Genomic DNA, 21,407 nt, shown 5'->3' with positions numbered 1-21,407 from the left:
ATTACTCATTAAGGATGGGTCAGGCTTACGATAGACACACCAACCGTTTATAATTACCACGGGTTTCGTGGTAATTATTTGAGTTAGATTGCCCGTTGCCTCTCAATCTCGGCCAGTAAGCGCTGGACTAACCCTGCAGCAAAACGCTGACGACCAACAAGCTCATCTTCGTCTTCGTCGTCTTTGTCGTGGAAGCGTGCGTAGGCAACAGCCCCCACCTTCTCATAGCCTTCACCATGCTCGTCGTCCCCAAAGCGCCTGCCGAGCGCCGCTAGCCCGTCCTGCAAAGCCTCTGGGTGCTGCCCTGAACGAATACGCTGAACGAATAGAGCTGCGACTTCCTGTACCGAGCCTGAGTATCTGATCACGTGGATTAGGTCAGCAGCATCCTTCCTCTCCTGACGTTGATCCAGAGCTAGCGCTTTCAAAATGACAAATGCTGGTACGTCAGCAAATCTCACGATATCTACTGAGAGACCATCACCATCCAGCAACTGGGCAGAAACTGTCTTCTCCTGATACCAGTCGTGGACGATTCGGGCATGCTTAATTGTGAGTGCCGATACTCTTTCCCCATCGACGCTGATGGTCCGGCCTGGTTCCTCATCACCGGCATCCCGAAGAAGCTCAACAACTACTTCAATATGCTCATTAACCCTACGACGCCAGCGCCAGGATGCGGTATTTCCCTCTTCGCCCCCACGGGTGAAGCCCCGTGCTTTTAGCTGCTGCGCAAGGCTAGCGTATTCATTGCCAACTGCCAGTATTTCAAGGTTTAACACTATGTCTACGTCCGAAGTACCAGCATGCAAAGGAACATCGGGCGGAGTCGCTGGCGTGAGGTACCGAGGTACCAAGCCACCGACAAGTCTTAGCGTTTCCTTCAGATTCCCAAAGGCGCTTAGCAGTGTGAGCAATGTCCTCTCGCATGCCAATGTAACATTTTGATCGTATCCAGCCGCTGTACGAGGCTTCAATCCCGTTGCCATAAAGACTCCAATCGTTCTCTAATATGTTCCGCCAGTTCTTTGTTGCGGCCTCGACCATCCAATAAGTCTAAGTAAAGAATGTAAGGACTTGCGAAAAAGATAGGGTGGTCCGAGTGCATATCTCGGTAAAGCAAGCTCGCAGGTTCGCGCTCGATGAGAGTAATGTTCGCCCCTTTGCTCACTGGCTTCAGGCCTAACACATCAGCCATCCTCTCTGCGTAGCCCTTGGGGACAATGATTTCTGCCCCCTCAGTACTGGTCAGCAATGGGGCGTAAACATTAGCCGCTGCAGCACCTGTGAACGCCCACGGATAATCCACCTTCTGACGATCTATCCGTTCCGCTAGGTGGGCCAGCATATCCTTGGGATTTTCGACAAAGGTGTACCACTTTGACCTTTTTTCTTTGCGCTCCTGCCACTGCTCAGACCAAGCGTCCAAAAGCTTACCAGGGCGAGTGAGCATTCTGCGCTTGCTCGGTCCTCCACCAGTAGACTCCACCCACTCACGCAACGTCAGTTCCTGCAGCACGAGAGAGCAGGTGTATGGTGACGTTTCGGCTTGTTCGGCCAGCTCTGTACCAGTTAACCACCCATGACTATTCATCAAAAGCGCGTGTATTACACTTTCACGGGCCTCAGTGAAAAGATCAATGCCCTGAGTGTTCTTCTTGGTACGGTGAGAAGGCTTTTCGATGTTGATGAGCCAGCCGTCATGCTTTAGGTAAAGGCTGCCTCCCAGCTCGAATGAGGCGATATTCTGTTCCCTAAGCTCCTGCTTAGCCCCGGGACTCAATACGCCTGCAGCGAGCAGTCCAATAATAGCTTCGTGACGATGACGAGTTTCGTCCATGCTTCTGTGGAGCTGGTACACAGCATTCCTTAAGTCTCTTGGGTAGACCTCCCTTTTGACTTCGACGAATACCTGTAGGGTTTTACCCATAGCCTTGATCACGATCATGCCATCAAGCTCAACCCCACGAAGCTCGTGTGAAGCATCGAGCACTGAGGCTTCGGAGCCGAATGCTTCAGCAAGAGCCACCATCAGGGCATCCAGCATCTGCCTTTCGAATTCAAACCCTAAACTATGTGAGTAATACTCCATAATATTAGCCTCCAAATCATTATTAGCTGTACAGAAAATAATGCTATCTTAGCTAATATTAGACATTGTTGCATCATTAGCTGCGCAGCTAATAAACCAATTTAGGCTAATCTTTATATTTCCTACCTTGTATTGACTAGCACGCCTGTATGAATGAGGTGTATGGCTCCTTCCTCCCCTGACCGATAGTAAACGGTGTGAGCAGAGTCAGCAGTTCACGGCAGGTTTCATTGGTACGCGGCCCAAACGTATAAGCCAAAACGCCGCCTGTTTTGGTGTTATAGGCATACCAGCGCCAGGCTTGCGAGCTTCATAGGTATAGATGAGCAGACTGACAACGGGGACAATGGACAGTAACGTTGGCTATGAGAGAACCGAAAAAGCGGGCGTTATACCCCAATTCAACTAATTAGATGCATTACCGAACTATGATTCAACCAATCAGGCTTAACCCTATGGGACTTGCAATGGCTGGCGCAAAGTAGGTTATTTCCCCGCAACCAGCCTTTTCCTGACATGCTACATTCCCCTCCCTCTTTCGAGGTTCAAACCCATTACTGGATAAGGGTAAGTCAGGCTCGCAATAGGCATTCCAACAGCCTATGATTAACTCGATGATTTTAGTTAATTGATTGATTTACAAAACAAAATTTCGAACTTAGAACGGAATGTCGTCATCGAAATCCATCGGCGGCTCATTGCTGGCCGCAGGGGCGTTATTTTGCGCAGGACGAGCCGGCTGCGGTTGCGCGTTTCCGCTGAACTGGTTTCCACCCTGCGGTTGTTGAGGTTGTCCCCAACCGCCTTGTTGCTGACCGCCACCTGCGTTACCGCCTGCTGGTGCGCCGCCACCCTGGCGTCCACCTAACATCTGCATGGTGCCGCCGACGTTAACAACCACTTCGGTGGTGTAACGCTCTACGCCAGACTGATCGGCCCATTTACGGGTTTGCAGCGCACCTTCAATGTAAACCTGGGAACCTTTACGCAGATACTCACCTGCGACTTCAGCCAGTTTGCCGAACAGAACAACACGGTGCCATTCGGTTTTTTCTTTCTGCTCGCCAGTTTGTTTGTCACGCCAGCTATCGGACGTGGCCAGAGTGATGTTGGCAACCGCACCACCGTTCGGCATATAGCGAACTTCTGGGTCTTGCCCCAGATGCCCGACGAGAATCACTTTATTAACGCCTCTGCTGGCCATGCTCGTGTCTCCTGATGAATCAATTTATGACAGTCTAAACGATCGATTTTAGCATGATACACATTTGTCGCATACCTGCGAAATAGCTTGCGTAATGAAAGGAAAGCTTGCAGCGTTTGCAGAATAAATGGATCAAGCACTGTATATTCATTCAGCCTTGTTTGTGCCATAATTGCACGTTTCGTACCGGTTGTCTCCATCAGTGAGATGATGAAAAACTGCATTGATTCCGGGAAATGTGTGAATGGATAAGATCGAAGTTCGTGGTGCCCGTACCCATAATCTTAAGAATATCAATCTGATAATTCCTCGCGATAAGCTCATTGTTATCACCGGCCTATCGGGTTCAGGTAAGTCATCGCTTGCGTTTGACACGCTGTATGCCGAAGGGCAACGGCGCTATGTGGAATCCCTCTCTGCCTATGCCCGTCAGTTCTTGTCACTGATGGAAAAGCCGGACGTCGATCATATCGAAGGGCTATCGCCCGCTATCTCTATCGAGCAGAAATCCACTTCGCATAATCCCCGTTCCACGGTCGGGACGATTACTGAAATTCATGACTATCTGCGTTTGCTGTTTGCACGCGTGGGTGAACCGCGCTGTCCAGAGCATAATGTGCCGCTGGATGCACAGACGGTCAGCCAGATGGTGGACAACGTGCTGGCACAGCCGGAAGGTAAACGCCTGATGCTGCTGGCGCCGATCGTGAAAGATCGCAAAGGCGAACACAGTAAAACGCTGGAAAACCTGGCTTCACAAGGCTATATCCGTGCCCGTATCGATGGCGAAGTGTGCGATCTTTCTGATCCGCCCAAGCTGGAGCTACAGAAAAAGCACACGATTGAAGTTGTCATCGATCGTTTTAAAGTTCGTGACGATCTGGCTCAGCGTCTGGCGGAATCATTTGAGACGGCGCTGGAACTTTCCGGTGGTAGCGCTATTGTCGCCAATATGGACGATCCTACCCAGCCAGAGTTGCTATTTTCGGCGAATTTTGCCTGCCCGATCTGTGGTTACAGCATGCATGAGCTGGAACCTCGTATGTTTTCGTTCAATAACCCGGCTGGCGCGTGCCCAAGCTGCGATGGTCTGGGCGTCCAACAGTTTTTCGATCCCGCTCGCGTGGTTCAGAATGCGGAACTGTCACTCGCGGGAGGAGCAATACGCGGTTGGGATCGTCGTAATTTCTACTACTTTCAGATGCTGCGTTCGCTGGCCGATCATTACAAGTTTGACGTTGATGCGCCGTTTGAAAGCCTGAATTCAGCAGTCCAGAACGTGATTCTGTACGGTTCCGGTAAAGAGAACGTCGAATTCAAATACATCAACGATCGCGGTGACACCTCAGTGCGTCGTCATCCGTTCGAAGGTGTGCTGCACAACATGGAACGCCGTTATAAAGAAACGGAATCCACCGCGGTGCGCGAAGAGCTGGCAAAATTTATTAGCAACCGCTCCTGCGCCAGCTGCGGGGGGACGCGCCTGCGTGAAGAGGCACGTAACGTGTTCGTTGAGCAGACAACGCTGCCGCAGATTTCCGATATGAGTATCGGACATGCGATGACGTTCTTCCAGAATATGAAGCTCAGTGGACAACGTGCCCAAATTGCTGAAAAAGTGCTGAAAGAAATTGGTGATCGACTGAAATTCCTGGTGAATGTCGGGCTGAATTATCTGTCGCTATCACGTTCGGCGGAAACGTTATCCGGTGGCGAGGCACAACGTATTCGTCTGGCTAGCCAGATTGGGGCTGGCTTAGTCGGGGTGATGTATGTGCTGGACGAACCGTCTATCGGGCTACATCAACGTGATAATGAGCGCCTGCTGGAAACATTGATTCATTTGCGCAATCTGGGAAATACCGTGATTGTCGTTGAGCATGATGAAGACGCGATTCGTGCTGCCGACCACGTGATTGATATTGGGCCGGGCGCGGGTGTTCACGGTGGGCAGGTCGTGGCTGAAGGGACGATGGCTCAAATCATGGCGGTCCCTGACTCATTGACCGGACAGTTCCTGAGCGGTAAGCGCAAAATTGACGTTCCTGAGCACCGTGTTCCGGCCGATCCAACTAAAGTACTGAAACTGATTGGCGCGAAAGGCAATAATCTAAAAGATGTGACGCTGACGTTGCCTGTTGGGCTTTTTACTTGCGTGACTGGCGTGTCGGGATCGGGTAAATCTACGCTGATTAATGACACGTTGTTCCCTCTGGCGCAGCGTCAGTTAAATGGCGCAACCTTGGCGGAACCCGCTGCGCACCGTGAAATTCAAGGGCTAGAGCATTTCGATAAGGTCATTGATATCGATCAGAGCCCGATAGGGCGCACGCCACGCTCCAACCCGGCGACCTATACTGGGATTTTTACCCCGATCCGTGAATTGTTCGCGGGCGTACCGGAAGCGCGTTCCCGTGGCTATAACCCTGGGCGTTTCAGCTTTAATGTGCGTGGCGGACGTTGTGAGGCTTGTCAGGGAGATGGTGTAATCAAGGTAGAAATGCACTTTCTGCCTGATATCTATGTTCCGTGCGACCAGTGTAAAGGGAAGCGCTATAACCGCGAAACGCTGGAAATCAAATATAAAGGTAAAGGTATCCATGAAGTCTTGGATATGACTATAGAGGAAGCACGTGAGTTCTTTGATGCGATACCTGCTTTAGCTCGTAAGTTACAAACGCTGATGGATGTCGGTTTGTCATATATTCGGCTTGGGCAGTCGGCCACGACGTTATCTGGCGGTGAAGCACAGCGGGTCAAATTAGCGCGAGAGCTATCGAAACGTGGCACGGGCCAGACACTTTATATTCTTGATGAGCCGACAACCGGTCTACATTTTGCCGACATTCAGCAACTGTTGGAGGTTTTGCATCAATTACGCGATCAGGGAAACACCATTGTCGTCATTGAACACAACCTTGATGTCATAAAAACGGCAGACTGGATTGTCGATCTGGGGCCGGAAGGTGGGAGTGGCGGCGGTGAGATCCTGGTTGCCGGGACGCCGGAAACGGTTGCCGAATGTGAAAAATCACACACTGCACGTTTCCTAAAACCGATGTTGGCACGCAATTAAGGGTGAAAGCACTGTAATTATCTACACCGTGAGCGTTTCGTCTCATGGTGTAGCATTCTTCCTTAGTAATATGGGTTATCCATTATTCTTTCTTCACTTTTTATCTTATTGAATATCTATACTGTGTCACTGGTATGTATATGAAGGAAGTTCTTTCGATTAATATTGGTGGATCGTTCTAATTCAGTCGATGAAAATAGATTCATTTTAGCGAAATGAAGAGCAGATAAGCATTATATTGTAATTTGATTGTTTTTTGATCGATTTAATTGAGTCTTCTTTCCTTTTAGAATAATTCATTATTGGTTGACGTTACTATTTTTGTCGTCATCTTATTTTACCTATAAATAGTGATTTTGCCGATCGATTATTGTTTTTTGATAGTTTTCATCTATTATTTGTTTACTTTTGAATGATTTAAACGATCAATGGTATAAAGCTCTTACTTAGCCTGCCGATAAATACCTAACGATTAGGGGTTGTATCACTGGGAATAGAAAATATTGGCGCCTGATCATTACCGTCAATAGGATAAATAAAAAGAGACCGTACAATCTGGTGGCGCGTTATTTTAGTGCTTACTTGAGTCCGATCTGTACGCTTATAAATATTACGGTAATGTTCAACCATGAATATTATTTCCCGTCTCTGAAAATCCACTGTCTGGAGGTCGGTGTACGTTTGGTCGCGTTTTTTTATCTGGTGAGCATCATGGAAAATATCCTTTTTCTCCGGTTTTTCTATCGGCGGGGTATTTGTTTGGGATTTACATTAAACATGCGGTAAATAAAGGGATCGGTAATGCATATATATAATTTAAAAATTGGCTATCGTTTGGGCTCAGGGTTTGCCTTTTTAGTGTTAATGCTTTTTATCGTCAGCCTGCTTTCCATCAGTAAGTTATCCAGTTTTCAGGATAGCGCCAGTGATATCGTTAACGATGTTTATCCACATACGGTGGATGCCAACCAGTTGATTGATGATGTGAATAGCAGTTTGGTGGCTTACCAGAGGCTCTTACTGGTGACAAATCCCGAACAGATCAACAGTACGCTCGATATGATTAATGCTTTTAGAAAAGATATCAGCACGCTGCTTGATTCATTGAGCAAAGGTTTGAGTGATGAAAAATCACAAAAAGCGCTGGTTGAAGTAACGCGTCATCGTTCTCAATATATTGCTTCCGGTGACAAAATGATCAGCCTGATTAAGATTGGCGATCGGCCCGCAGCGGTAGAGGAATTTGCTAATAACATGAATGTTATTCAGCGGGAATATCGTGAAAGTGTGCGCAAAGTTGTGGGCTATCAGAATGAATTAATGAACGTTTCTGTTGATACGATGGCGGAAACGTATATTGAGATACGTAATATTTTGTTGGGCATTTTAGCACTGGGTGCTTTTGCCGGTGTGCTTATTGCCTGGTTCATTACCCGGAGCGTCACGCAACCGATTCAAGAAGCTCTGGCTGTCGCTGATAAAGTGGCGAAAGGCGATCTGACTTCCGTTATTAATACGACGAAAAGAGATGAAACGGGCTTGTTGCTGATGTCGCTGGATCAGATGAATAGCAGTTTGCGTAATATTGTCAGCCAGGTGCGTGATGGAGCAGAGACCATTGCGACAGCAGCTTCCCAGATTGCCGCAGGCAATCAGGATTTATCCGCTCGCACAGAAGAACAGGCTAGCTCGCTAGAGCAGACGGCGTCTTCTATGGAAGAACTGACATCCACTATCAAGAATACAGCGGATAACACGCTTCAAGCGACGGAGATTGCGAATAAGGCCTCGGAGACGGCGAAACGTAGCGGTGAAGTTATGTCATCGGTAACGCACAGAATGCGGGGTATTCGTGATTCTTCAGAGCGTATGGCGGAAATTATTGGTGTGATCGACAGTATCGCTTTCCAGACCAACATCCTGGCATTGAATGCCGCAGTAGAAGCGGCCCGAGCTGGTGAACAAGGGCGTGGATTCGCAGTGGTTGCATCTGAAGTTCGTTCTCTGGCTCAACGAAGTGCAACCGCGGCGAAAGAGATTAAAGAGCTGATTGATGATTCTGTTCACAAGATCCATGACGGTATGGGGTTAGTGGATACGGCAGAAGAAACCATGAACGGTTTGGCCGTGTATGTACAGGATGTGAACGCTATTATCAGCGAAATTGCACAGGCGAGCCGTGAGCAGAGTGATGGTGTAAACCAGATCAATCTGGCGGTCGGGCAGATAGATACCACGACACAACAAAATGCGGCACTGGTAGAAGAATCTGCGGCAGCGGCATTGTCATTGCAGTCTCAGGCGTCATCATTAACGCAAACGGTTAACGCCTTTAAATTGGGTGGTAACCCTGCGGGAGTTGACCCGTCGCGGGAAACGCTGGTGCTACCGGCCAATAGAACACTAGTCCCTGCGACGGTGGTGGGTAAAACAGCGACGCATACGCAAGACTGGACCTCGTTCTGATGAAGTTAAACGAAATGATCAGGAGAAAGCGCGAGACTGATTATTTCGCCAGCTACTGAATGGGGATTATTTTACGAGGCATCCCGGTGCTAGCACCGGGCTTTGCCGTCGCTATGGAAAAGCTATCCGGTTGAGTCAACTTGATTACCGGGATAACTATCACTGATTGGTAATGCGTTGGACTTTGTTATGTACTCATCCAGCGCTTGTATGCTGCCTGTACGGCAGTGAACGAAATGGCCGACGCAATGGATATGTTCTGTCATTTCTAAGCTGCCTATGCGGCAGTGAACTCGGGCGCTGACAACTGGAACAATTTCAGATATTTCTAAGCTGCCTATACGGCAGTGAACGCCGTCCGGTGACGCTCTATGAGTTCGTCCGATTTCTAAGCTGCCTATGCGGCAGTGAACAGGTAACAGCAAAGGCTCGATGCTGCTGATCTTTTCTAAGCTGCCTATGCGGCAGTGAACATGGCTCATTCACTACTACAGATGAAGCAGCATTTCTAAGCTGCCTATGCGGCAGTGAACAGCATGGCTTCATCAATTTGCTCGCGCAATCTTTTCTAAGCTGCCTATGCGGCAGTGAACGTCACCACTTCCTACTCTGTGGGAGGTACGAATTTCTAAGCTGCCTATGCGGCAGTGAACGATGGCGAAAATTTTGATTAAGGAGTTGGAACTTTCTAAGCTGCCTATGCGGCAGTGAACGGTGAGGGTGACGCCAGCAGTGTGCATCTGCTTTTCTAAGCTGCCTATGCGGCAGTGAACAACTTCTTTACGCAGTTGAGCTATTTCGAGTTTTTCTAAGCTGCCTATGCGGCAGTGAACTGCTGGTAAACGAACTTGAACCCTTCCGGCGTTTTCTAAGCTGCCTATGCGGCAGTGAACATAGTGCGATCGTTTCTGTCAGTGAAAATATTTTTCTAAGCTGCCTATGCGGCAGTGAACACGTCATCAGCATCACCCAGCGTGCGCACAATTTTCTAAGCTGCCTATGCGGCAGTGAACCGTTCACAGTTTACGGTAATTACCTAATTCTGAAAGGAAATAAACGATTTTTCACGAACCCCCCTTTTTTATCATGGTAGATAATAGAAATTAAAAATCAATGAGTTATGACGATACGTAAAAAAATGGTCATTAATGTATGGCAAAAATTTTATTTTTCGTCGATAAGCCTATGCTGGGTATCTGCATATGCTATGGATATACAATCGAGTGATTAATATCTATACTTAGCTTATGTTTTAGCCAGCAATAATAAATAGTAAGTGGCTGACTGAATTTTATATGAAGGAGGAGGTGCACCGTGCGTATTGTTTCGGTATTTAAAAATGGTAACAACCGTGCTATCCGCTTGCCGCGTGATATGGATTTTGAGGGTGTCAACGAATTGGAGATCGTGCGCGAAGGAGATACCATCATGCTGCGTCCAGTGAAGCCCAATTGGCATTCGTTCCTACAAGAAGAACGCGCTGACGCTGACTTTATGACAGAACGTCAGGATGTGATTGAAGAGGGGAGATTCGAACTGTGAACCGCTTGTTCATGCTGGATACCAATATCTGTTCCTTCATTATGCGTGAACACCCAGTGGCAGTGATTGATAAGTTGCAGCGGTGCACGTTACGACGTGATCGAATTGTGGTTTCTGCTATCACTTACGCCGAAATGCGCTTTGGAGCGGTTGGCAAAAAAGCGTCGCCACGCCATATGCAACTGGTTGATGCTTTCTGTCGTCGACTCGATGCGGTACTTCCTTGGGATAGCGAAGCGGTAGACGCGACGACGAAAATCAAAATTGCATTAGCCGCGGCTGGTACACCCATTGGCCCAAATGATACGGCCATCGCCGGTCATGCCATCAGCGCTAAGGCTATATTGGTTACCAATAATCTGAGAGAGTTTGAACGCGTGCCGGGATTGACGCTAGAAGATTGGGTTAAATAGTTGCTGATGGTGATATCTGCCTATCCGGCAGTGAACGAGGGTTATCCCGCCGGAAGCCCAGCGAAGCTTTTCTAAGCTGCCTATACGGCAGTGAACATTGAGTGCGGCACTGAAGAACGGCGAAACCCTTTTCTAAGCTGCCTATACGGCAGTGAACAGATCCTCAGTATCTCGGCACGAACCGTGTACCTTTCTAAGCTGCCTATACGGCAGTGAACGAACCCCCCTTTTTTGGAATAGCGTTTTTGTGTTTCTAAGCTGCCTATACGGCAGTGAACGCTTTCCATCTTGTTTGCCCATTCCTTGTTGTTTTCTAAGCTGCCTATACGGCAGTGAACGCGCCAGTCGTAAACGCATTACTTGACGACGCTTTCTAAGCTGCCTATACGGCAGTGAACTGGTCTGGGAAAAGCCAATATTGTGCCTTTAGTTTCTAAGCTGCCTATACGGCAGTGAACACTTGTGTGGCATGGCAAGGAATCGAGCCTGATTTCTAAGCTGCCTATACGGCAGTGAACCCCTCTTTCAGCGAAATAGATTTCCGTTTCATTTTCTAAGCTGCCTATACGGCAGTGAACACGGAATAAAACAAGCTGATGTTACTGCTATTTTTCTAAGCTGCCTATACGGCAGTGAACCAATGCGAAGGCCGTTGGTGATTTTGGTATTGTTTCTAAGCTGCCTATACGGCAGTGAACATCATATCCAGAAAGTCAGCTCTCGATATAGATTTCTAAGCTGCCTATACGGCAGTGAACGCGAACGTATCCCAGCTTGCCACCAGCTCATCTTTCTAAGCTGCCTATACGGCAGTGAACATGACAATCCAGCCCTCACGCCGTGCAAGTTCTTTCTAAGCTGCCTATACGGCAGTGAACCTCCGCGCCACTCGCTTTATGTAAAGCGTTTATTTCTAAGCTGCCTATACGGCAGTGAACTGTATCTATGACGCAGTAAGCGATGCTGCTATTTTCTAAGCTGCCTATACGGCAGTGAACAAATTAACTAACGCCCTAATGGGTTTGGAGATTTTCTAAGCTGCCTATACGGCAGTGAACGTGCATCAAGTCTGAAATTGATAACAGAGTAATTTCTAAGCTGCCTATACGGCAGTGAACAGGGAATGGTGTTCCTTCCTGCTCCCATTGACTTTCTAAGCTGCCTATACGGCAGTGAACTTTATCTGTATCTTTACCTCACAGCAGGACGCTTTCTAAGCTGCCTATACGGCAGTGAACAGAACTACCAGACGGCGGCGGATTGTCTGCGATTTCTAAGCTGCCTATACGGCAGTGAACTGGTCTGGGAAAAGCCAATATTGTGCCTTTAGTTTCTAAGCTGCCTATACGGCAGTGAACACTTGTGTGGCATGGCAAGGAATCGAGCCTGATTTCTAAGCTGCCTATACGGCAGTGAACCCCTCTTTCAGCGAAATAGATTTCCGTTTCATTTTCTAAGCTGCCTATACGGCAGTGAACATGTTTGCGCGCTGCGGTAGCGGCAAGAACATTTTCTAAGCTGCCTATACGGCAGTGAACGTTGTCGCTGCTGACGCAGTGCTCGCAGCAGTTTTCTAAGCTGCCTATACGGCAGTGAACTACCTCTTCGACCGTTGGATAAAAGATGTCGCTTTCTAAGCTGCCTATACGGCAGTGAACCAGTTCGATAGCTCTGGCTTTCTCCCAGCGCATTTCTAAGCTGCCTATACGGCAGTGAACACCCCTCGTTGATTGTGCCGATCACCTCGCCTTTTCTAAGCTGCCTATACGGCAGTGAACCGTTAAGTTTTTACACTAACGACCAGATTTTTAAAGAGAATGTGACTTTTTTGGCGAAAAACCCTTTTTCATTAAAGCGACCAACTGCAATTAAAAATCAATAAGTTACAGTTGGTCGCTAAAAAAGGGTTAGAACCACGGAACGGTGGCTTCTGCGCTTAAACCGTAGGAAGAGAAACGGCCAGCGACGGAGGTGTCCTGTAGCGGGCCATGTTCCACAAACACGAAAAACATCTGCCCGTTGGACAAGCTTTTGATTTGCACAAACGGCAGTGCGCTGCGTTTTTCCACCGCATCGGGAATTCGTGCTGCGGCTTCCGCTTCCGTTAGCCAGCCTTTTTTTACCGAGCGTCGGCGTAACCGTTCGGCGCTGCTCTTGAGCTGAACGCGGCGTACGGTGCGAAATTTCACGCCGTCAGGGATGGCTTTACACTCAGAAACCTGCGTGTAATCCCGCAATCCTTTCAGCCAGGCCGTTTGCTCCAGCGTAGAGAGCGCCTCTTTTGTACCGTGTAGCCGCAGGCATTCCCCCAGCGTTTTACCCACTTGGGGAAAGCTGATCCCAATCTTGCCATCCGCCACCTGTCCGAGCGCCCGGTGCAGTTTGGCAAACAGCGCGTTCAAGAGCTGCGAGGCAGTGAACTCGGGATCGGGCTGGACGCGAATATCAATGTAGTGATCCATACCGCCACCTTATTCGCCTTTTTCACCAAACACGCCGCCGCGAATCAGCGTGGCGATCACATAGTGCTGCTGCTCCGGTGCAGGAACATCGCCTTTAATCACCCAGTTATCCAACAGCGTGTAAAAATCCATTTTATCTTTGGGCTGGCGGTAGGCTTTACCGCGGCTGGTCACGGAACCGTAAGGCTCGACGGCAATCGGACCAGCTTCATCGGCGGCGGGATACCAGTCATCAACGGTGCGCAGCGCGTTACCGATTTTCTGCGAGTGAATGGCGGCGACGTCATTCACCTGATAGAGAATCTTGCTCTTGCCGTTACGCGCTTTTTCATCGAGCACCAGTTCCTGAGAAGGGAAGACCTCCTGCCCGTTGCCGAGCTGCACGTAGGCTTCCACGGTAAAAAGTGCCGAGGCGTCACCTGCCAGACCTTGCTCAATCGCCTGTGCTAATGCGGCAAGGTCACCCGTTGGCTGGCTGAATTGGCGCAGCGAATAGTCTTCACCATTGAATTCCCAACTCAGCTCACCTGTGGTAACCACCACGCGAATGGCTTCCGCCCCGACGCGGTTGCGCCACAGAAAACGACCGTTTGCGATGTTCTCCGCATAGCGTGCCGCCAGTGTGCCAAAACCTTGATCCTGAGCGTATCCGGTGATGATGTTACCCAGCGCGGTTTGATAATCCTGATCGTTACAGACCGAGGGCTGTGCCAGATTACCGAGTACCCGAAGGGTAAACACGACTTTCAGGGTATCGGCTCCGAAGGGAAGGGCGGCAACGTCTACGGTTTGCAGGTTGGCTTTCTGGATTTCTGCATCCAGTTTGGCTGGGTCGCTGGTGAGGGCATTTTTCAGGCGGTTGGAGATCGTCCCGCGCACCGATTTCTCCTGAATGGCAATAGGCGTCCAGTTATCCTGCTGCGTCCAGTTGCCTGCGTACATTACTGCGTCCGAATTCGCTAGCTTGCGTTCAAAAGCCAGTACCGATGCGGTTTTTAAACTTGTTGGTGCTTTTGCCATGATGTCGTCCTTTTTAGTAATCGAATTCGTAGGAAGTGTCTTCTGCTGCTGAATGGGTGTCCGCTAATTGGCGGCAGTGGTAATCGCCGTTCTGATAGTCGTACTCCCAGAGTATCTGGCGGATATCACTGATGCGGTGCGCGCCTTGCCATTCACCGATGCCGTAGGCGGCTTCGGCAAAACAGAATGGCGTGTGCGGATCGCGGGTTTTATCGACTTCACCGGGTGCATAAAGCGGCGAAATGGCGCGATAGCCGATCATTAGCGGGATCAGGAAGCCGCCACCACCGGGTTTGGGCTGGTATTGCCACTGTACATTGCTCCCGTTGGGATCACGCTCTGCCCGCATTTTTAACGCGGCGAAATCCAGCCAGGCATCGATCAGTTCCGCGTGCGGATTGTCCTGCTGTAGCGTCTGGAAATGGTCATGCAGTAGCGATGTGCGATCTTTGAGTACAAAGCCAGGTAACAAACGGCGCATAACTTTACGGGTTTCCGCTGCGTCGCTGGGTAATGACTGAATGGTGACGCGCTCGATATCGACAATCGTGCCGCCCGCCAGCCGCTGGCACTGTGCCTGCTGAGTGAGGAAATCACGCAATGCCGTGGTATCCGCCGGAATCTGTCCCTCGCAGCGGATTAGCAGCGAAACGGTCATGTGCATACGGCCTTCTTCATTGAAGGCAGCGGTTTTCGCCTCTTTGGTCAATGGGTTGCGAGTCAGAGCGAAACTCCGTTCCCAGCTAGAACCGTAGGCGTGTAGCTGGTGTTGATGGCTCACCACGCCACAACCTTCCAGCGTTAACCCGTGGCTGGACTGTAATTTACGCGACAGTGCATGGGTAAAGCCGAGAAAATGCGTAATGGCGGGGAAACCGTAGGTCAATCCGGCAATGGCGTTGGCGTTTTCGACTTTGATATGACGCAGAATAATTAACGTACTCATGCCAGATCCTCTTTCAGTGCGTTTTCCATTTCACGCATCCGGCGCTTGAACAGCGCAGCAGTAGACCATTCACGGCGTTCGACTTCGCCGAAGATCAATGCTTCATGCTTGAGTCGCAGATTCAGCCAGCGGCCAAAATCGTAGGCTACAGCCTGTTGCCAGTCTCCTGCTTCACGCTCGCGATGGAAAACTGTATCTGTTTTTGCACGATAGGGATCGAGCCATAGCTGCTGAGCGCGTTTCAGTTCAGACTCCGTGCTCCAGCCAGAAGGCAAGTTTTGTACGCTGGTAACGTAGAAGAAGAGCTGATCGATCAGCTGATCGAGGTAACGCAGGCGCTGTTGACGAATGTCGCGATTGTTTTCCACCGCTTTGACGCTGAGCAGAAAGCGCTGCATCTGCGTTAACGTCGCTCGGGTGTGATAGTCCACCTCGCCGCGTGGACGAAAAATAGATTCATGCTGCTGCGGTGGTTTTTCAACGCTGTTCCACTGCGGCGGTGCGCAACTGAGCAAATAGGAACGGCCGCTGCGGCTACTGTTTAGCGACGAGATATTTTGCGGCTTGGTGCCTCCCATATTCTGTACTGCCAGATTGGGATAGCTGATATCAAGCTGGTCGTGCCACAGATTATCTTTGCGTGCTTTGCGGATATCCTTAGCTTCATCACCAAAGCGCACGGCATTAACCCGCTGGTGGAGTGCATGAGCGAGTGAAGAAGAGTAAAGCGGGCTGAGCAGATGGTATTCACCATTTTCGAGTGGAAAATAGATCTGTTTGGCTAGCTTATGCGAGCTGGGCTGGCGATCGGTAAAGACCTGCTGAAACCCTGCCAGCCACTGCATGAGCTGTTCGGGGCTTTCTGCCAGCGCTTCTAATGCACTGTGGTCGCCGTGCTGTAAGGCAGCGACCAGCGAATCACCTTCGTGTTCGGTCTGTAGCAACTTGGCGACATCAAGGGCGGCCGCGTTGCCGACGGCATCAATAGCGGGTTGTGCCAGCGTCGCGGTGGAAAGTGTTTTGGAATCTGCTACCGTTTCAGCACTAAAGATGCTGCTGCCTTTGGCATCACTGTGGGTAAATTTCAAGGCGTGGGTGACCAGACTGATTTGTCCGGCGCGGCTGGCGGCATCGGTTAACCAAGCGCGAACCTCATGTTTTTTCTCGATCTCTCGCCGCTTCTCGGCCAGCTCCAATTCCTCTGCGGCTAACGCTTCACCGCTGAGCGCCGCGCGTTTCTTCTCTGCCTCTTTATCGAACGCATCCAGTTTGGCCTGCTTTCGGGTGCTGATGTAGGACACGATGAACTGTGTCAGCCTGTTTTCTTCCATTCCTCCTCCTGTTGTTATTTTTGTCATTGTGCAAACACCCCTAACAGCGGGTGCCAGAGCCAGTCTTTTTTCTCATCTTCCCGCAGGCGGATTTCGCCAAAGCGAGCACTGACCCAGCTTAGTTCCCACTGTTTTTCCTCCGCCAGTCGTTGATACAACGCGTGGTAGTCAGGATTGATCCAGGCACAAACGCCCTCTGCCATGTGCAGCGAAGTAGGGCGGATCACATCGCTTTGCTTCCAGCCACTGGGGCCATCGTCCTGCACCATGAAAACGGGTTCTTCGTCGTCATCAGCGATCCACAGAGTGTACGCTTCATCTTTCGCCGATTGACGAAACGGTGTGCGCCGTTGAAGTTCGCCATTCCAGTGCGGATGTGCTCGCCACCAGAATGCAGCGGGCGGGCGTTTCAGGTCATCGAGCTTTTGATTGGTGAGGCCAAACAGCGTTTTTCCTAATACCGCGTGTTCTAACGCTACCAGTGAAAACGGTTTGGTGAAGGCGGCAGGCTGCACAATACGCGGGGCGGCACTGAGGTGGCGATAGTCCTTCTCTTGCAATAGCTGACGAAGGTCGTGCGCATCCAGCCGGTCATTTTTCGATTCAAAACCGGGTTGACAGTACGCGACGTCTTCTCCTCTCAGCGCACGAATATTGTGGCTAAGTAGATAGATATTGGGGGTTTTAGGTACGTGCTGCTCATCCTGCCGATGGCGTAATATGCGTCCGGCAAGCTGGATAAGCGAACGCATTGAGCTAGGTTCGACTATTGCCCAGTCGTAATCATGATCTCTGCCGACTTCGGCGACCGAGGTCGCTAACACCACAAAGATATGATGCTGCTGCGGTGCGTTTTCTATCGCCTGACGAATTTCTGTTACCTGCCACAGCGCATTGGCGTCGCTACGCATCAGTGCGGCATCGAGCCGTTGCTCAATATAGGATCGCATCGCTAACGGGTGCTGACTGTGATAAACGCAGTAGTGAATACAGGTATCCGGCGGCGAGGGCAGAGCAAGCAATTGACGAGCGACGGCAATCAGCGGGTTGATATTCGCCATTCTAACCAACCCGAGTGAAACGGTTTTGCTGTTCTCATGCTGTTGGTGGTGTTGGGAATGTAAATCGAGCGCCCGTGGATGGATGGCCTGCGCGACGGCCAAATGCACATCGTCCGCATTTTTGCTGGGGCTGCTTATCGGCACGATAGTGGCGAAGCGTAGCGGGAGTTCATCTTTCGTCAGATTTTTCAGCCGCTGCTGCACGAACGCATCGTGTTTGGTCATGAAATTTTTCACGTCGCCGTATTGCTCATGCTGACAGTCAAATTCATCAAACCAGCCGCAGCACACATTCAATGGCGTATTCGGCGTGCCGTAAGCCTGTTGCCAGGCGGCACGGCCATCAAGATAGGCACCGAACAGCGCACGAATTAACGCCGGTGGTAATGTGGCTGAAGAAAGCAACACGCGTGAACCTAACATACCCGCCCAGTTAACCAAACGACACAGCGCGGGCAAGTCTTCCAGACCAAAATCATCCGGCTCATCCAGCACCAGATCGGAGGTCAAGAGACGTAGCATCGGGGCAATTTGGTGGCCGCCGCGCAGCCCTTCGGTGGCGGGCATCAGGTGGTCGATAGTGGTCACCAGCACGGGCGCACTCAGTAATTGATGCAGGGTGGGGCTACGTTCTAGCCATGTTTTTAGCCGACCATCATCCAGCGATCCGTCGTAACGAACATATTGATGTTCAGAGAACAGTGGAGCGGCGGATTCACTGCCTGTCTGCGGTGTATTCTTCTCGCGCTGTTCATTTTCATTGCGCATTTCATGGAGGTCTTGTACAGCTTGTGAGCCAATCAGCACTGCTAAGTCGTCTTCTTCCAGCATTAGGCGCTGCCGTAGCGCATCACCCGTTTGCAACGTCAGCGTTCGTAACCCTAACGCAACGGAGAAGCGACAGCCGATGGATTCGTCCGACAGGCCATACATGATTCGAGCGTTAGCGAAGGTTTTCCCTCGACCCGTCGATGCCATGTTGACGCCAAAGAAACCGTGCTGTTTGCTGGATTCACGAATAGAACAAGCAAGGTCGAATGCGCGATCTTGCCAGCGAAAGCGCGGGTGCGTGCTACGTTGCCGAAACCCTTTGTGACGGGTGATGGCTGGGAGGGTGTCACGTAGGTGCGGCAAGCTGCGTCCCAGCAGTAGGGCATTTTGCCCGACGCCGACGCAGTGTTCGTCCAGCTTCTGTTTATATTCCTTTGTCTTGAAATCGGTATTAGCCCAAACCCGATAAGCGGGATCCTGCCAGCCAACCGTTGGATCGCCTGCTGAATAATGGTGGTCCGCCAGCATGAGTGCGAGACGAGCCAGATGCACGGTCAACCGTTGATCTAATTGGCTGAAATGCATGAATGAAGGCAACTTCCGTGCGCGGCTTGCAAATTTTTTCGCCTTCTCGCGCCAGACCTTGCTGCGCAGCGGCGTGCCATGCGGAAACTGCCAGTTTTGCTCTTGTTCAGACGGCATCCAGTCGGTCTTGCAGTGGTTGAGTGCATTCCATTGCGGAGAAAGATGCTTGGTTAACCATGTTTCCACGAAACTTAACTGTGGCTTGATGCTGTTTGGTGCGAGCTGTGAGAACTCATTAAATACCGGCAAACGGTGGTGAGAAACAATGAGCCAGGCGACGGTTTGCGCTAGTGGCGGCAAGGAGAGAAATGGGCTATCGCTTAACGTTGGCTTATCCTGTTGCAACTCTGCCAGCAGTGCGGTTTCCGCTTCAGGAGTGATTGTACTGAGCGTGGCTAGCCAACTTTTGTCATCTTGCTCTCCCACGAAGGCCTGAAATAGTCGCAGTGATATCCACTCGTGCCGATACGGTTGACTGCGCGGGCCCGCGCCGCTCAGGCCCGCCTGAAATAACGCGTTGGCCTTGCCGATATCGTGAAATAACCCAGCAATGGCCGCCAGCAGGCTAAACACCTCGGCGCTGTGCCACGGGTTTTCATCTTTCGAGCGCAAAACATCCCGGCTGGTGGTGTTGGTTGGCACGCTCCCTTGGGCATTAAAACGCCGTAGATTGCCGACGATCCACAGTAGTTCTGTGTGGTTTGCACTGCGAACCCAGTGACAGGCGACGGCCGTATTACGCCGCGCCGTTTTGCGCAACAGCTTGCGTAGTGTGTTCAGCCCTTCCTGCGTGATGGCGGTTTGCCACGTACGTTCGCCCTTGCGCTCGGCAAACTGGTCCAGTACTCGGCGGGTTTCGACCAGCGCGCGCTTATTACATTCAGAAATCAGCAGAATGTTCATCGAGCTACCTGACTCAGGTTGCTGGCGACATCCTGCAAACTACCGATCATCACATCCAGCGCCTCGGATTGTTGGAACGCGGTCAGGCAGCGCTGACGAAATTCTTGTTCCTCTTCGCCTTCCATTGCGGCAATAAACGCCTGCGGCAGTACGAGTGCGTCCTTAATTAAATCGGCGACGTCGAATACCAGCCCGCCACGACGCGTTTTACCATGCAACACGGCTAATCCGTGCGGCAGACCCAGAACCCACGTCGAGACGGCAGCCAGTCCATAAGCTAAGTAGTTGCCGTGATCGAGAAAACGGTTAGCTAGATCGGTACCGCCGCCGCGTTTGGCGCGAGTAAAGTCGCCATAGCTCACGGCATTGGCGGCCAGTCTATACAGGGCTTTGGTCATCATCGCTTCTTGTACCAGCACGTCATTGCTGGTGTGGCAGTCGGTTAGCCCTTTTTCATAGCGATCAAGAAGTGCCTGAAGATGGTCGGCCTTAAAGGTAAAGCGGGATTCGCGGGACAGACGGGAACCCAGCCAGTGCTGACGAATCTGCGCTATCCGCACCTGCTGGAAAGCGATGGCAGCGGCCAGCCTTTTCTCGTCATCGAACCAAAAGCTCACCCAATCCTGTAAATATTCGGTTGGCCGATATTCGCTCTGTGGCGATAGCCAGGACACTGCGATTTCTGCTTCGTTAGCAGCGAACAGCGGAGTACCGCCGCCGCCACAAAAACCGACCATTACACCTGCTCTGGCAAATTCCCGCATCGCCGCCTGCGTAACCGAAGTGCCGGTTCCCAACATCACCACGCTGGTATTGGCGATGGGGATATTCCAGTACAAAGACTGATTCCCTTCTTCCGTGACATATTCGACACGGCCACCATTAACGAGAATACGACAATGCTGGAGGTAATAAACATTGGCACGTTTGGAATGCAGAATAGTTTTTAAGTCCGAAGGGCTAAAGACGTTATCCATAATGTATTTTCTGCTGCGAACGATAATAGGCGTTGACGCCAGCGAAATTAATCGCAGGCTAACTATTTAATAAATAAAAATATAATCTTCAGAAAACTAACGAGAATCAGCCTATCACAAATATTCTTAAAAAATGGTGACCGTAAGAAATATTACCCAAACTCAGACCCTTTTTATTTGGTTTATTTCACAGGCTTAACAATCAATGAGTTACAGATAGGCTGGAAAAAAGGGTTTTTACGGCAAAAACGGCAATTGCTACTAAGAAAACAAATCGTTAGAGTGATCGGGCTACAGGTTCACTGCCGTATAGGCAGCTTAGAAAACAAAGGCCGCCATTCGCGCAGGGTATAGCAAGTTCACTGCCGTATAGGCAGCTTAGAAAAGTACTGCGCGGTCGCTGACCAAAAGTGTTGAGTTCACTGCCGTATAGGCAGCTTAGAAAACTTGCCGCATTTTTACGGCTCTCGCTAACCCGTTCACTGCCGTATAGGCAGCTTAGAAAAGCGGGTGTCGATGTGGTTGGCGGAGGAATTAGTTCACTGCCGTATAGGCAGC

General features: G+C 50.4%; 14 protein-coding genes, 1 pseudogene and 3 CRISPR repeat arrays (1 of these 18 only partly in view). Of the genes and pseudogenes, 4 read left to right on the top strand and 11 right to left on the bottom strand.

What is annotated here, in order from left to right; genetic code table 11:
- Positions 1–83: 83 nt before the first annotated feature.
- The 5 genes and pseudogenes from ACKPVM_RS06990 to ssb1 form a co-directional block, all read right to left on the bottom strand.
- Positions 84–782, bottom strand: coding sequence for a hypothetical protein (locus tag ACKPVM_RS06990; RefSeq protein ID WP_409308088.1), 699 nt, complete (start codon positions 780–782; stop codon positions 84–86).
- A gap of 191 nt (positions 783–973) precedes the next feature.
- A complete protein-coding gene (locus tag ACKPVM_RS06985) occupies positions 974–2,092 on the bottom strand; it encodes a type IV toxin-antitoxin system AbiEi family antitoxin (protein ID WP_409308086.1) in 1,119 nt (372 codons plus the stop codon).
- 151 nt (positions 2,093–2,243) lie between these two features.
- Positions 2,244–2,396 (bottom strand): annotated as a pseudogene (locus ACKPVM_RS06980) (IS1 family transposase); the annotation flags it as partial.
- A 6-nt stretch (positions 2,397–2,402) separates the two neighbouring features.
- Entirely contained in the window at positions 2,403–2,492 is a 90-nt protein-coding gene (locus ACKPVM_RS06975; RefSeq protein ID WP_409308084.1) for an IS1 family transposase, read from the bottom strand.
- Positions 2,493–2,750: 258 nt separating this feature from the next.
- Complete coding sequence (gene ssb1, locus ACKPVM_RS06970; protein ID WP_409308082.1) at positions 2,751–3,296, bottom strand: single-stranded DNA-binding protein SSB1; 546 nt, start codon at positions 3,294–3,296, stop codon at positions 2,751–2,753.
- 244 nt (positions 3,297–3,540) lie between these two features.
- Between ssb1 and uvrA the strand changes: the two genes are divergently transcribed.
- The 4 genes from uvrA to ACKPVM_RS06950 all read left to right on the top strand — a co-directional run bounded on the left by uvrA (position 3,541) and on the right by ACKPVM_RS06950 (position 10,793).
- Positions 3,541–6,372 carry an excinuclease ABC subunit UvrA gene (uvrA, locus tag ACKPVM_RS06965; protein WP_409308080.1) on the top strand — a complete coding sequence of 944 codons (2,832 nt, stop codon included), beginning with the start codon at positions 3,541–3,543 and terminating at the stop codon, positions 6,370–6,372.
- 801 nt (positions 6,373–7,173) lie between these two features.
- Positions 7,174–8,838, top strand: coding sequence for a methyl-accepting chemotaxis protein (locus ACKPVM_RS06960; RefSeq protein WP_409308079.1), 1,665 nt, complete (start codon positions 7,174–7,176; stop codon positions 8,836–8,838).
- A gap of 205 nt (positions 8,839–9,043) precedes the next feature.
- Positions 9,044–9,851: direct repeats of the CRISPR family, unit length 28 nt; unit sequence TTTCTAAGCTGCCTATACGGCAGTGAAC.
- A gap of 301 nt (positions 9,852–10,152) precedes the next feature.
- Positions 10,153–10,380, top strand: coding sequence for a type II toxin-antitoxin system VapB family antitoxin (gene vapB / locus ACKPVM_RS06955; RefSeq protein WP_409308078.1), 228 nt, complete (start codon positions 10,153–10,155; stop codon positions 10,378–10,380).
- An 11-nt stretch (positions 10,381–10,391) separates the two neighbouring features.
- Positions 10,392–10,793, top strand: a complete 402-nt coding sequence (locus ACKPVM_RS06950; protein ID WP_409308245.1) for a type II toxin-antitoxin system VapC family toxin — start codon at positions 10,392–10,394, stop codon at positions 10,791–10,793.
- Positions 10,794–10,860: 67 nt separating this feature from the next.
- Positions 10,861–12,571: a CRISPR direct-repeat array (repeat unit 28 nt; unit sequence TTTCTAAGCTGCCTATACGGCAGTGAAC).
- A gap of 129 nt (positions 12,572–12,700) precedes the next feature.
- Here the strand turns inward: ACKPVM_RS06950 and cas6f are convergent.
- The 6 genes from cas6f to cas1f are packed head-to-tail and all read right to left on the bottom strand — an operon-like array spanning position 12,701 to position 20,849.
- Entirely contained in the window at positions 12,701–13,255 is a 555-nt protein-coding gene (gene cas6f, locus ACKPVM_RS06945; protein ID WP_409308076.1) for a type I-F CRISPR-associated endoribonuclease Cas6/Csy4, read from the bottom strand.
- A gap of 9 nt (positions 13,256–13,264) precedes the next feature.
- Positions 13,265–14,275, bottom strand: coding sequence for a type I-F CRISPR-associated protein Csy3 (gene csy3, locus ACKPVM_RS06940; protein WP_409308075.1), 1,011 nt, complete (start codon positions 14,273–14,275; stop codon positions 13,265–13,267).
- Positions 14,276–14,288: 13 nt separating this feature from the next.
- On the bottom strand, positions 14,289–15,221 hold the full coding sequence (gene csy2, locus ACKPVM_RS06935) for a type I-F CRISPR-associated protein Csy2 (protein WP_409308073.1): 933 nt from the start codon (positions 15,219–15,221) through the stop codon (positions 14,289–14,291).
- Entirely contained in the window at positions 15,218–16,552 is a 1,335-nt protein-coding gene (csy1, locus tag ACKPVM_RS06930; RefSeq protein WP_409308071.1) for a type I-F CRISPR-associated protein Csy1, read from the bottom strand. Before csy1 ends, csy2 begins: the two co-directional genes overlap by 4 nt.
- A gap of 23 nt (positions 16,553–16,575) precedes the next feature.
- Positions 16,576–19,872: a type I-F CRISPR-associated helicase Cas3f gene (gene cas3f / locus ACKPVM_RS06925; RefSeq protein WP_409308070.1), complete on the bottom strand. Its 3,297-nt coding sequence runs from the start codon at positions 19,870–19,872 to the stop codon at positions 16,576–16,578.
- Positions 19,869–20,849: a type I-F CRISPR-associated endonuclease Cas1f gene (gene cas1f / locus ACKPVM_RS06920; protein ID WP_409308068.1), complete on the bottom strand. Its 981-nt coding sequence runs from the start codon at positions 20,847–20,849 to the stop codon at positions 19,869–19,871. The genes cas3f and cas1f overlap by 4 nt, the downstream gene beginning before the upstream one ends.
- 297 nt (positions 20,850–21,146) lie before the next feature.
- A CRISPR array of direct repeats spans positions 21,147–21,407; the repeat unit is 28 nt; unit sequence GTTCACTGCCGTATAGGCAGCTTAGAAA; it runs 1,150 nt beyond the window's last position.

The organism is Pectobacterium hainanensis, assembly GCF_046237015.1.
Lineage (GTDB): Bacteria > Pseudomonadota > Gammaproteobacteria > Enterobacterales > Enterobacteriaceae > JBJYIN01.
Note: the sequence above shows the minus strand (reverse complement) of the source record. Positions and strands in the feature narration are given on the sequence as shown.

Bases quoted from the DNA above. Each gene is read 5' to 3' on its own strand.
- csy1 (WP_409308071.1), bottom strand. From the start codon at position 16,552: ATGGAAGAAAACAGGCTGACACAGTTCATCGTGTCCTACATCAGCACC.
- csy2 (WP_409308073.1), bottom strand. From the start codon at position 15,221: ATGAGTACGTTAATTATTCTGCGTCATATCAAAGTCGAAAACGCCAAC.
- cas6f (WP_409308076.1), bottom strand. From the start codon at position 13,255: ATGGATCACTACATTGATATTCGCGTCCAGCCCGATCCCGAGTTCACT.
- ACKPVM_RS06960 (WP_409308079.1), top strand. From the start codon at position 7,174: ATGCATATATATAATTTAAAAATTGGCTATCGTTTGGGCTCAGGGTTT.
- ssb1 (WP_409308082.1), bottom strand. From the start codon at position 3,296: ATGGCCAGCAGAGGCGTTAATAAAGTGATTCTCGTCGGGCATCTGGGG.
- ACKPVM_RS06985 (WP_409308086.1), bottom strand. From the start codon at position 2,092: ATGGAGTATTACTCACATAGTTTAGGGTTTGAATTCGAAAGGCAGATG.
- cas3f (WP_409308070.1), bottom strand. From the start codon at position 19,872: ATGAACATTCTGCTGATTTCTGAATGTAATAAGCGCGCGCTGGTCGAA.
- ACKPVM_RS06950 (WP_409308245.1), top strand. From the start codon at position 10,392: ATGCTGGATACCAATATCTGTTCCTTCATTATGCGTGAACACCCAGTG.
- cas1f (WP_409308068.1), bottom strand. From the start codon at position 20,849: ATGGATAACGTCTTTAGCCCTTCGGACTTAAAAACTATTCTGCATTCC.
- csy3 (WP_409308075.1), bottom strand. From the start codon at position 14,275: ATGGCAAAAGCACCAACAAGTTTAAAAACCGCATCGGTACTGGCTTTT.
- uvrA (WP_409308080.1), top strand. From the start codon at position 3,541: ATGGATAAGATCGAAGTTCGTGGTGCCCGTACCCATAATCTTAAGAAT.